Origin of the sequence: Reyranella sp., assembly GCF_004296935.1 — a bacterium.
GTDB lineage: Bacteria > Pseudomonadota > Alphaproteobacteria > Reyranellales > Reyranellaceae > Reyranella.
Map to the genome: position 1 here is coordinate 1 of NZ_SCVH01000169.1, position 12,084 is coordinate 12,084.

Annotated in this window: 12 protein-coding genes; 11 read left to right on the plus strand and 1 reads right to left on the minus strand. The window is 64.6% G+C overall.

What is annotated here, in order from left to right; genetic code table 11:
• The 6 genes from EPO55_RS25790 to EPO55_RS25815 all read left to right on the plus strand — a co-directional run.
• Positions 1-195 (plus strand): hypothetical protein (locus EPO55_RS25790; RefSeq protein WP_296340459.1); only part of this gene is annotated, 195 nt, incomplete at its 5' end.
• A complete protein-coding gene (locus EPO55_RS25795) occupies positions 192-1,253 on the plus strand; it encodes an ABC transporter ATP-binding protein (protein WP_296340460.1) in 1,062 nt (353 codons plus the stop codon). The genes EPO55_RS25790 and EPO55_RS25795, both read left to right, overlap by 4 nt.
• Before the next feature lie 22 nt (positions 1,254-1,275).
• Positions 1,276-2,454, plus strand: coding sequence for a CaiB/BaiF CoA-transferase family protein (locus EPO55_RS25800; RefSeq protein ID WP_296340462.1), 1,179 nt, complete (start codon positions 1,276-1,278; stop codon positions 2,452-2,454).
• On the plus strand, positions 2,454-3,254 hold the full coding sequence (locus EPO55_RS25805) for an enoyl-CoA hydratase (protein ID WP_296340463.1): 801 nt from the start codon (positions 2,454-2,456) through the stop codon (positions 3,252-3,254). Before EPO55_RS25800 ends, EPO55_RS25805 begins: the two co-directional genes overlap by 1 nt.
• Positions 3,255-3,265: 11 nt before the next feature.
• Positions 3,266-4,147, plus strand: a complete 882-nt coding sequence (locus tag EPO55_RS25810; protein WP_296340465.1) for a phytanoyl-CoA dioxygenase family protein — start codon at positions 3,266-3,268, stop codon at positions 4,145-4,147.
• The gene (locus EPO55_RS25815) at positions 4,144-4,935 is read left to right on the plus strand and encodes a hypothetical protein (RefSeq protein ID WP_296340466.1); all 792 of its coding nucleotides are present in this window, start codon (positions 4,144-4,146) and stop codon (positions 4,933-4,935) included. The genes EPO55_RS25810 and EPO55_RS25815 overlap by 4 nt, the downstream gene beginning before the upstream one ends.
• Before the next feature lies 1 nt (position 4,936).
• Here EPO55_RS25815 and EPO55_RS25820 read toward each other — a convergent pair whose 3' ends face one another.
• On the minus strand, positions 4,937-5,794 hold the full coding sequence (locus EPO55_RS25820) for a polysaccharide deacetylase (RefSeq protein ID WP_296340467.1): 858 nt from the start codon (positions 5,792-5,794) through the stop codon (positions 4,937-4,939).
• Between the two features lie 119 nt (positions 5,795-5,913).
• Here EPO55_RS25820 and EPO55_RS25825 point away from each other — a divergent pair, with 119 nt between their 5' ends.
• Genes EPO55_RS25825 through EPO55_RS25845 form a run of 5 tightly spaced genes read left to right on the plus strand, consistent with a single transcriptional unit; the run spans position 5,914 to position 11,950 of the window.
• Entirely contained in the window at positions 5,914-6,735 is an 822-nt protein-coding gene (locus EPO55_RS25825; RefSeq protein ID WP_296340468.1) for an ABC transporter ATP-binding protein, read from the plus strand.
• Positions 6,732-8,672, plus strand: a complete 1,941-nt coding sequence (locus EPO55_RS25830) for an AMP-binding protein (protein ID WP_296340469.1) — start codon at positions 6,732-6,734, stop codon at positions 8,670-8,672. The genes EPO55_RS25825 and EPO55_RS25830 overlap by 4 nt, the downstream gene beginning before the upstream one ends.
• An 8-nt stretch (positions 8,673-8,680) precedes the next feature.
• Entirely contained in the window at positions 8,681-9,571 is an 891-nt protein-coding gene (locus tag EPO55_RS25835; protein WP_296340470.1) for a branched-chain amino acid ABC transporter permease, read from the plus strand.
• Between the two features lie 9 nt (positions 9,572-9,580).
• The gene (locus EPO55_RS25840) at positions 9,581-10,669 is read left to right on the plus strand and encodes a branched-chain amino acid ABC transporter permease (protein ID WP_296340472.1); all 1,089 of its coding nucleotides are present in this window, start codon (positions 9,581-9,583) and stop codon (positions 10,667-10,669) included.
• Positions 10,670-10,699: 30 nt separating this feature from the next.
• Positions 10,700-11,950 (plus strand): ABC transporter substrate-binding protein, encoded by a 1,251-nt coding sequence (locus tag EPO55_RS25845; protein ID WP_296340473.1) that lies wholly within the window; start codon positions 10,700-10,702, stop codon positions 11,948-11,950.
• The last annotated feature ends 134 nt before the right edge of the window (positions 11,951-12,084 follow it).

Sequence of the window (12,084 nt, forward strand, 5' to 3'; positions counted from 1 at the left end):
CTGTCGGCGGCGATCTTCCTTTACGGGCCCAACACAAAGGTGGCATCGGTCATGATCTTCGACATGAGCGAGGAGGGCAACTTCGAGCGTCTCGCCGCCCTGGCCCTGGTCTTGCAGGTCTTGACCCTGCCGCTTCTTTGGTTGGGGCAGAAGGCCCTGGGCCGTGATTTCATGCTGAGGCGTACCGCGACATGAGCAAACTCGTCCTGAAGAACGTCGCCAAGCGCTATGGCGCCTTCGAAGCCGTTTCCGGCTTCTCGCTCGAGCTGGCCAAGGGCGAGTTCGTGTCGCTGCTGGGCCCGTCGGGCTGCGGAAAGACCACGACGCTGCGCATGATCGCGGGCTTCATGCCGCCGACCGAGGGCACCATCGAGATGGACGGCCGGCAGATCTCCTCGCCGTCCGGGGTGGTGCCGCCCGAGAACCGGCGCATGTCGATGATCTTCCAGAGCTACGCCATCTGGCCGAACATGACGGTGGGCGAGAACGTCGGCTTTGGCCTGCAGGTGCGCAAGCTTGCCCGTGCCGAAATCGACCGCCGCGTCGATGCCATTCTCGATGTCGTCCAGATGCGGAACCTCAAGGGTCGCTATCCATCGGAGCTGTCGGGCGGTCAGCAGCAGCGCGTGGCGCTGGCGCGCGCCATCGTCGTCGAGCCCGAGGTCCTGCTGCTCGACGAACCCCTGTCCAACCTCGACGCCAACCTGCGCGAGGAAATGCGATTCGAGATTCGCCGCCTGCACGATGAATTCAAGATCACGACCGTCTACGTCACGCACGACCAGTCCGAGGCCATGGTGACCTCGGACCGCATCGTCGTCATGAACAAGGGCCGGATCGAACAGGTCGACGCGCCTCATGTGCTCTACGGCCGGCCGCGCAGCCGCTTCGTGGCCGGCTTCATCGGCCGCACCAATTTCCTCGAGGGTAAACGCAACGGCTCGGACGTCCGCTTCGACGGCTTCACGGCGCCCAGCACGGCGATCGAGGGGGCGAACGGCACGGGCGAGTTGCTCTATTCCCTTCGGCCCCAGGCGGTCGGTCTGACGTCCCAGAAGCCGAGCGGCCCCGGACTTTCCGTTGCCGCCGAGATCACCGACCGGGCCTATCTCGGGGAATATTGGGACTATCAGGCAAGGCCGCTGGGCGGCGCCAAGCCGATCCGCGTCTCGACAGCGCCGACCTCTGTTTTCGAGGTCGGCAGCCATGTCTGGTTGGAGATCGATCCCGCCGCCATGGTACGCGTAGAATAGTCTTTTAACCCAGAGTGAGAGCATGACCGCTGGACCGCTTGCCCGTTTTACCGTCCTCGATTTGACACGGGTCCGCGCCGGCCCGACCGCCGTGCGCTACTTCGCCGATTGGGGCGCCAACTGCATCAAGGTCGAGATGCCGCCGGGTGTGGCCGAAGGTGACATGGGCGGGCCGCGGCATGGACCCGACTTCCAGAACCTGCACCGCAACAAGCGTTCGATCACGCTCAACCTCAAGGAGCCTGAGGGCAAGGCCATCTTCATGAAGATGGTCGAGAAAGCCGACGTGGTGGTCGAGAACTACCGTGCCGACGTGAAGTTCCGGCTGGGCATCGACTACGAGAGCCTGAAGAAGGTGAACCCCAGGATCATCCTCGGGTCGATCTCGGGCTTCGGCCAGGACGGGCCCTATGCCGAGCGCGCCGGCTTCGACCAGATCGCCCAAGGCATGGGCGGCATCATGTGGGTCACCGGCCAGCCGGGCGGCGGTCCAGTCCGTGCCGGCATCGCCGTCGCCGACGTGGGTGCGGGCCTGCATTGCGCTATCGGCTGCCTGATCGCCCTGCTCGAGCGCGAGGTTTCGGGGCAGGGGCAGTGGGTGTCGAGCTCGCTGCTGCAGGCGATGATCTCGATGTGCGACTTCCAGGCGGCGCGCTGGACGCTGGCCAAGGACGTGCCCGGCCAGGCCGGCAACAACCATCCGACCGGAATTCCGACCGGCGTGTTCAAGACCAGCGACGGCTACATCAACATCGCGGCCTCCGGCGACCATATCTACAAGCGCTTCTGCGAGAGCATCAAGGCACCGGAGCTGCTGACCGACGAACGGTTCTCGTCTGCCAAGGCCCGGGTCAAGCATCGCGACTTGCTGAACGCGGAGATCGACAAACGGATGGCCGCCTTCACCAGCGCCGAGGCGGTGGAGAAACTGAACAAAGCGGGCGTCCCGGCCGGGCCGATCTACAAGATGGACGAGATGTTTGCCGACCCGCAGGTCAAGCACCTGCGGATGGCGCGTGAAGTGAACCATCCCAAGCTCGGTCTCCAGGAGGTGATCGGCCAGGCGATCAACATGAGCCGCACGACGGTCGAGGAGTGGACCGCCACGCCGGAGCAGGGCGAGCACACCGATTCGATCCTGTCGGAGTTCGGCTATGACGCCGCCGCGATCGACAGTTTGCGCAAGCGGGGAGTGGTCTGATGAGCAATTTCAGTCCCACGCCCAACATGATCGCGGAGAAGGCGGGGCCGGTCGGCCGGCTCATCTTCAACAAGCCGCAGAAGCACAACGCCACCTCGACCGACATGTGGGAGGCGATCCCGGTCATCCTCGACGAGTTCGAGAAGGATCCGGCGATCCGCGTCGTCGTGGTCACGGGTGCCGGCGACAAGGCCTTCGTCTCGGGCGCCGACATCTCGGAATTCGAGAAGGCGCGCAACACGCCCGAGCAAGTGGCCTACTACGACAAGATCGGCGAGGTCGCCAACGCTCGGCTCAACAAGTGCTCCAAGCCGACGATCGCCCGCATCCGCGGCTACTGCATCGGCGGTGGGCTGGCGGTGGCGCTGCTCTGCGACATCCGCATCGCCTCCGACGTCAGCAAGTTCGGCGTGCCAGCGGCGCGTCTCGGCCTTGGCTACCGCGCCAGCGGCCTGAAGATCTTGACGGATCTGGTCGGCCCATCGCACGCCAAGGAGATCTTCTTCACGGCACGGCACTTCTCCGCCCAGGAGGCGTTCGGCATGGGCTTGATGACCCGCGTCGTGCCCGATGCCGAACTCGACTCCTATGTCGACAACTACTGCAAACTGATCGGCGAGAATGCGCCGCTCACCATGCATGCGGCCAAGCGCACCATCGAGGAGCTGACCCGGCTCGACGGCAAGCCCGACTTCGCCCGTCTCAGCGGGTTGGTAAAGGAGTGCTTCGACTCCGACGACTACAAGGAAGGCCGGACCGCATTCATGGAGAAGCGCCGGCCGGTGTTCAAGGGACGCTAAAGGAGTCGGCCATGACCGTGTTGACCCAGGAACAACGCGACGCTTTCTGGCGCGACGGATACCTCGTAGCGGACGAGGCCGTCACGCCAATCCAGCTTGCTGCCCTCAAGGCGGAGATCGCCTCTTGGGTCGAGCAGAGCCGGGCTCATTCGGCGCCGTTTGGGCCGCCCACGATCGACGGCCGGCCGCGTTACGACATGGGCGTCGAGCACACGGCAGAAAAGCCGGCACTGCGGCGGGTCAACAACCCGTCCGACATCTCCGATGCCTATCGCGAGGTCATGCTCGACGCGCGCATGGTGGACATGGTGGCCGAGCTGGTCGGCCCGAACCTCAAGTTCCACCACTGCAAGATCAACCTGAAGCTGCCCGGCGCCAAGACCGAAGTCTCCTACCATCAGGACTTCGCCTACACGCCGCACACCAACGACGACATCGTGACCGCGCTGCTGTTCCTCGACGACATCGACGAGAGCAATGGCGCGCTCACGGTCGTGCCGGGCTCGCACAAGGGGCCGGTGCTTTCGCTGTTCGACGGTGACCGCTTTACCGGTGCTGTGGCGGCCGACGAGGAGAAGAAAGCGCTGGCCCAGTCGGTGCCCTGCTTTGGCAAGGCCGGCAGCGTCTGCCTCATGCACACGAGGCTGCTGCACGGTTCGGCCGCGAACGGGTCGGACAAGTCGCGCGGCCTCTATATCTGCGTCTATACGGCCGCCGATGCGGTGCCGATCGCCCGCAACCCGATGCCGAGTTCCAATGAGGGGCGCATCGTGCGTGGTGTCGAGGCCAAGTTCGCGCGACTCAAGGAAGGGCTGGTCGAGTTGCCGAAGCAGCCCAAGACGGCGTCGTTCTTCACCGTGATCGGGCAGGATTCGAAACAGGCAGCCGAGTGAACGACCCGTTTCCGGCCATCGCCGAAGCCTCGGCGACCGGGGAAACCGCCGACCTCTTCGCCGATATCCGCGCCACGGTGGGCGTGCGCGTGGTCAATCTGGTGTGGCGGCACCTGGCGATGCTCGACGGCGCCCTGCCGTGGGCCTGGGCCGCGGTGAAGCCGCTCTACCTGGATGGCCTGGCGGAGCAGGCGGCACAGCGTTTCCGAGAGACCATGATCGTGCCGAAACTGGCATCGCTTGCAGGCGACGCGCCGGCCAGCGTCGATGCCGTTCTGGCAAGCTACGATCACTCGAACACCATTAATCTCTTCGCCTTGGGCGCGCTCGTGTCGTGGCTGGGAGGCGAGGCTGGCGGCGCGCCACCACTGCCACTTGGGCTGCGTCTAAAGGCTCCCGATGTCGTTCTTCCGGTGCTGGCGTCGGAAGCCGACGTGACGCCGGAAACCTGGGCGCTGGTGAGGCGGCTCAATCGATTTGGCGACACGGCGCAGCCGCTGATCCTGGCCAGCATGTACCGGCACCTCGCGCATGCCCCGGCATTCCTCAGGCGTGTCGAAGCCGCTCTTGTGCCGGTGCAGGCCGACGGCTCCCTCGACCGCGCCATCGCCGCCAATCGCACGGTCGCGCATGAGGCGGCAAAGCACCTGGCGCAGTCTATTTCGACACAACGGCCGCCGCTGGCCGACAAGATCGAAACCAGCGTGTCGGCCTTCATCGATCACGCGATCGGCAAGATGGTCACGATCTGCCGGGCAATCCGCGTCGCCCGGGGCACGCCGCTTTAGGTCACTCGGCGGCGGCCTTGCGCCCGCCCCGCTGATTGGCCAGCCACTCCTGCATGGCGTCCTCCATGGTCGAGAACACCGCGCCGCCCTCGATCAGGCGCTGGATCAGGCGCTCCAGCATCATCATGCGATGGCCACGGCCGATCACGTGCGGATGGAAGGTGTAGGTCAGGATCCCGAAGTCGCAGACGCGGGTCATGTAGGTGTAGTCGTCGACGAAGTTTTCGAGCACCGCCGATGCGTTCATCAGGCCTTGCTGGACCGAGCCGTTCGGCAGCCGCATGTATTCGAAGTGCGGATAATCGTCGAGCGACCAGCTGATCGGCATCTCGACCAGCTTGGTCTCGCGGCCGCGCACGAACGGCTTCTTCAGCTCTGCCACGTCGCCCTGGCGAGCGTAGTAGCAGTCGTAATCGTGGCCCATCATCGAGCTGTCGTAGCGGATGCCGTGCTTCAGCAGCAGTTCGATCGAGTGCGGCGAGAGATCCCACGCCGGCGAACGGTAGCCGCGGGCCGTCTGGCCGCTGATGCGCTTGATCGACTCGTTGCCGCGGGCGATCTCCTCTTCCTCCTCCTCGCGTGAGAGTGTGACGGGCAGGCGATGGGTCCAGCCGTGATGGGCGAGTTCGTGGCCTGCCTCGACATAGGGCATCACCGCCTCGGGCGTGCTGTCGATCGTGTGGCCGGGCGTGAAGAACGTCGCCTTGACCCCGTAACGTGCCAGCAAGGTCATCAGGCGCGGAATGACCACCATGTCGTACTCGCCGCGCGAGATGGCAGTGGGCGACGTCAGCCCCCGGGCGATGAAGCCCGAGAGGTGGTCATGATCAAAAGTCAGGCAGACGACATGGCGGGACATGACGAGGTCTCCGGATTGGCCCTTCCGAGCTTAGGCAGATTTGTTGCCTTCGCCCACCGAAGCCTGCATGATGACCCCAATTATAAGCAAACACGAGTTTGCGGTCTTAGGGAGGGTTCATGATGGGGGCGTCCGCCCAACGCGCAACTGCGCGAGGGGGCGACAACCAACTCGTGGTCGAAGGGGTGTCCAAGAAGTTCGGCGGAGTCACCGCCGTCCAGGACGTTTCCCTTGAAGTCCCGCGTGGTGGAATCCTCTCCATCATCGGCCCCAACGGTGCGGGCAAGACCTCGCTGCTCAACATGATTTCCGGTTTCTACAAGCCGGACAGCGGGCGGATCCTCCTCGAGGGCACGGACATCACGCACCGCAAGCCAAGCGCCATCGCGGCCCTTGGCATCGCCCGAACCTTCCAGAACATCGCCTTGTTCAGCGGCCTCACCGTCCTCGACAATCTGATGCTCGGCCGCCACGTGCTGATGAAGGCAGGCGTCTTCGCCAGCGTCGTCTACTGGGGCAAGGCGCAGCGGGAGGAGATCGCCCACCGCGAGGCCTGCGAGGAAATCATCGAGTTCCTGAAGCTGCAGGATCTGCGCAAGCAGCAGACGGCAGCGCTGGCCTACGGCCTGCGCAAGCGCGTCGAACTCGGCCGCGCCCTGGCGCTCGAGCCCAAGGTCCTGCTGCTCGATGAACCGATGGGCGGCATGAACCAGGACGAGAAAGAGGACATGGCACGTTACATCCTGGACGTGAACCAGGAGCGCGGTGTGACGGTCGTGCTGATCGAGCACGACATGGGCGTGGTCATGGACATCTCCGACCGTGTCGTCGTGCTCGACCGTGGCGGTCGCATCGCGGCCGGAACGCCGGAGGAGGTGCAGCGCGATCCCAGGGTGGTCGAGGCCTATCTCGGTGTGGCCAAGAGCGGAGCGCAGACATGAGCCTTGTCGATACCGCTGAATTCTCGACGCTGCCCAAGCTGTTGCAGCGCAACGCCAACGAGGACCCGGGCGGCGCCGGCATCCGCGAAAAGACGCGTGGCGTCTGGCAGACCTACAGCTGGGCAAAGTACCGCGACACCGTACGCGATTTCGCCCACGGGCTGGCGTCGCTGGGCTTCCAGCGCGGCGACAAGCTCTCGGCCGTCGGCGACAACCGCCCGCAGCTCTATTTCTGCCAGCTTGCGGCCCAGGCGCTGGGCGGGGTCGCGGTGCCCGTGTACCAGGACTCGATCGCCTCGGAACTCGTCTATGTGCTGAACCACGCCGAGACGTCGGTGATCGTCGCCGAGGACCAGGAACAGGTCGACAAGGCGCTGTCGCTCAAGGACAAGCTGCCGCGCCTGCGCTGGATCATCTTCGACGATCCGCGCGGGCTGTGGGCCTACAACGATCCGATCCTGCGCTCCTACGAAAGCGTCGTGGAGGCCGGCCGTGCCTTCGGCCAGGCGAATCCCGGTTTCTACGAGGCCGAACTTGCCAAGGGTGATGCTGGGGACACGGCGATGATCGCCTACACTTCGGGCACCACCGGCAGTCCGAAGGGCGTCATGTTGAGTCACGCCAACATGATCACCGCGGTGGAGGCCTTCATCGAGGTGAACGAAGTCAGGCGGGGCGACAACTGGCTGTCCTACCTGCCCATGGCCTGGGTCGGCGACACGGCATTCAGTCTTGCCATGGCGCTGGTAGGCCGCCTCACGGCCAATTGCCCGGAGAGTCCGGAAACCGTCCAGCGCGACCTGCGCGAACTGGGACCGGACGCCATGCTCGCGCCGCCGCGCATCTGGGAGAACATGCTGACCCAGACGCAGGTGAAGAGCGGCGATGCCTCCCCGCTCAAGCGCTGGACTTTCGAATTCTTCCGCGGCGTCGCGGAGCGTTGCGAGGTCAAGCGCTCTGACGGGCAATCTCCGTCGCTGCTCGAGCGACTCGGCCTCGCGGTCGGCGAGGTACTGGTCTACGGCCCGGTCCGCGACCAGCTCGGCCTGCGCAAGGCGCGCTGGTGCTACACCGGCGGCGCGCCGCTCGGCCCCGACACCTACCGCTTCTTCCGCTCCTTCGGCATCAACCTGAAGCAGGTCTACGGCGCCACCGAGGCGTCGGCGTTGATCGCCTGCCAGCCCGACTCGGAGGCCAATCCCAACACGGTGGGCCGGCCGATCCCGCGCGTCGAGATCAAGATCGACGATCGCGGCGAAGTCCTGCTGCGGGGTCCCAACGTGTTCGTCGGCTACTTCAAGCAAGAGGAGGCGACGCGCGATACGGTGACGGCGGACGGCTGGCTGAAGACCGGCGACGCCGGCTTCTTCGACAAGCAGGGCCATCTCGTCATCATCGATCGCGCCAAGGATGTCGGAAAGCTCGCCGACGGTTCGGCCTTCGCGCCGCAATTCGTCGAGAACAAGTTGAAATTCAGCCCCTTCATCCGTGAGGCGGTGGCGTTCGGCGACCAACGACCGTTCGTGGCGACGATGATCGCGGTCGACATGCAGACGGTGGGGACGTGGGCGGAGAAGCACGGTCTTGCCTATACGAGCTTCATGGATCTCAGCGGCAAGCCCGAGGTGGCGGCCCTGATCGGGGCGGAGATCGCCAAGTCCAATGCCACCCTGCCCGACATCCAGCAGGTCAAGCGTTACCTGCTCCTGAACAAGGAGCTCGACGCCGACGACGCCGAGATGACCCGCACCCGCAAGGTCCGGCGTCGTTTCGTGGCCGAGAAGTACGACAGCGTCATCACCGCCTTCTATGGCGGCAAACAAGAGGCCGACGTGACCGTGGAAATCACCTTCGAGGACGGCCGCAAGTCGATGCTGAGCTCGACGATCGCCATCCACGATGTGACGGCCGCGTCGCCGGCCCGTCAGGCAGCGTAGGAGCAGCCATGGAATGGGATTTCACCCTCCTGCTGATCGGCAACGGCGTCCTGATCGGCCTCATGTACTCGCTGATCGCGCTGGGATTCGTGGTCGTCTACAAGGCGACCGATGCCATCAATTTCGCGCAGGGCGAATTCGTCATGCTGGCGGCACTGATGTCGGCTGCGGTCACGGTGCTGATGGAGTTGCCCTTCTGGGTCGGCGTCCTGGTGGCGATTGTCGGCATGATCTCCTTCAGCTTCGGCCTCGAGCGCGTCGTGCTGCGCCCGCTGCTCGGCCGGCCGATCGTGGCGGTCATCATGGCGACGATCGGACTGGCGGCGATCCTGCGTGGCCTGGGTCCGCTCTTCTTTGGCGCCGAGACGCGGTCGCTCACGCTGCCGGTGGGGGACGAGCCGATCATTCTCGGCCCGTTCATCCTGCAACCGGTTCAGGTCACGGGCGCGGCGGTGGCGCTGCTCTTTCTCGGCGGCTTCACCTGGTTCTTCCTCAAGAGCCGCATGGGTGTGGCGATGCGGGCCGTCGCCGACAACCAGCAGGTCGCGATGGCCATGGGAATCAACGTAGAGCGCTACTTCGCCCTTGCCTGGGCGATGGCCGGGATTGTTTCGGCACTGGGCGGCGTGGTCTGGGGCGCCATGCTGGGCGTCGACGTGCACGTCTCGCTGGTCGGTCTCAAGGTCTTTCCGGTGGTGATCCTGGGTGGGCTCGACTCGATCATCGGCGCGGTAGTGGGCGGCCTGATCGTCGGCATCGTGGAGAACCTCGCGGCCGGCTACCTCGATCCGTTGGTCGGCGGGGGCACCAAGGACTTCGCGCCGTATGTGCTGATGATCATCGCCCTGATGATCCGGCCGTACGGCATCTTCGGCAAGCGCAAGATCGAGCGGGTCTAGGTAGCATCGATGTTCCATCGCGAATCCGGATACTTCAAGACCACCTACGCCGCGGATGGCGGGCTCTATCCGCTGCCGATCGCCAAGTGGACGATCGGCGTGCTGCTGGCGGGGTTCATCCTGCTGCCGACCATCAGTACGGCGGTGAGCGGCGCGGTGTCGGCTGAATACTATGTGTCGGTCGTCAACCTGATCCTGATCGCCGTGGTCGGTGCGCTCGGCCTCAATATCCTAGTCGGCTACACCGGCCAGATCTCGATCGGCCATGCCGCCTTCATGTCGGTCGGCGCCTATACGGCCGCCAACCTGGCGGTGAAGCTCGGCCTGCCGTTCTGGGTCACTCTGCCGGCAGGCGGCCTGATGGCGGCGTTCATCGGGGCGATCGTCGGAATCCCGAGCCTGCGCATCAAGGGGCTTTATCTGGCGATCGCCACGCTCGCTGCCCAGCTCATCATCGAGTGGGTCATCAACCATACGCCGGCCATTTCCGGAGGCTCGCAGGCTTCGATAGAGGTGCCGCGGCCGACCGTGTTCGGCTATCCGCTCAAGACCCAGCGTGAACTCTACTACTTCCTGCTGTTCTTCGCGGTACTCGCCATCGTCGGTACGTTGAACCTGGTGCGCAGCCGCATCGGCCGGGCCTTCGTCGCGATCCGGGACCAGGACATCGCGGCCGAAATCATCGGCATCGACATCTTCAGGTACAAGCTCACGGCGTTTGCGATCTCGTCCTTCTACGCCGGCGTGACGGGGGTGCTTTACACCTACTACCTGGGCATCGCGAACTACGAGAACTTCCTGATCACGACGTCGATCGACTATCTCGCCATGATCATCATCGGCGGCCTGGGCTCGGTGCTCGGATCGATCCTGGGCGCGATATTCGTGACGTTGCTGCCTATCGTGATCCGGGTCTTCATGGAATCCTTCGGCACCCTGCTGTTCACGGCGTCCGAACTGAACAACGTCATTCCGGCGACACGCCTCGGACTCTTCGGACTCCTGATCATCGTCTTTCTCGTCGTCGAGCCGGAGGGCTTGAATCGGCTCTGGCGCAATATCCGGAATTATTTCCGGGTCTGGCCGTTTTCGTACTGAAGCGTAGTTGGTTCACCACTGGAGGTCCTCATGACAAGGCATCTGGCAAGACTGACCGCCGCGGCTGCGGGGGCCATACTGATGTCGGCGGGCGCTGCAATCGCCCAGCCGAAGGAGATCGTCATCGGCGTGCAGTGCGACCGCACTGGCGCAACGCAGACCGTGGGTGTGTTCTTCTGCCCGGGCGTGCACGACTACACCAATCTCATAAACTCCAAGGGCGGTGTCGAAGGCCGCAAGATCCGCGCCATGGAGATCGATCACGAATACAAGGTGCCGCAGGGCATGGAAGCCTACGAGCGCCACAAGAAGGAGGGCGCCGTCAGCATCCTGCTTTACGGCACGCCGCACACCCAGGCGCTCGCCGCCAAGCTCGCCGAGGACAAGATTCCCGGCACATCGCCCGGCTTCGGCAGCGCCGCCAGCGCCGACGGCAAGCGCTATCCCTATCTGTTCCCGATCGCCGCCACCTACTGGTCGCAGGCCGCGGCGGCGGTGCAGTTCGTCAAGGGCAAGCTCGGTGGCAACCTCAAGGGCAAGAAGATCGCCTACCTGTTCTACGACAACCCGGCGGGCAAGGAGCCGCTGCCGATCCTCGAGGATCTCGCCAAGCTCGAGGGTTTCGAGCTCAAGACCTTCGCCGTGCCGGCGCCCGGCGTCGAAATGGGCGCGCAGGTGCTCGACATCACGCAGCGCTACCGTGCCGATTTCGTGATCGCTCACCTGTTCGGCCGTTCGCCGTCGGTGTCGATCAAGGAATTCAAGCGTGTCGGCTACCCGCTGTCGAAGGTCGTCAGCTTCGTCTGGGGCTCGGCCGAGGCCGATCTCGAGGCGGCTGGCGGCGGCGCGGTTGCCGAGGGCTACAACACCATGCAATTCGCGGGTGTCGGCAGCGACTACCCGGTGCACAAGCAGATCCGCGAGATGTATCAGAAGGAGGGCAAGCCGGCGCCGAAGGAGATGGTGTCGACCGTCTACTACAATCGCGGCATCTTCCACATCGCGGTGCACATCGAAGCGGTGCGCAACGCGCTCAAGGCCAAGGGCGCCACCGCGAACATCACCGGTGAAGACGTCAAGAACGGCTTCGAGAAGGTCAAGGGCGTGACTCTGGACGGCCTCATGCCGCCGCTGGAAATCACCCCGACAGACCACGAGGGCGGCGGCTGGGTCCAGATCTTCACGGTCAAGGGCGGCAAGCTGACGAAGGCGTCGGAGTGGTTCCGGGCCTATCCGGAAGTCATCAAGAAGCACATCGAGGCGGACGCCAAGAAGTCCTGAAACCGCGACGGGCGGGTGGCTTCGGCCACCCGCGACCGTTCCAACCCGGAATCCCCAAGGTCCATGCTGACCCTCAACAACATCGAAGTCGTCTATGACGGCGTCATCCTCGTTCTGCGCGGCGTCTCGGTGTC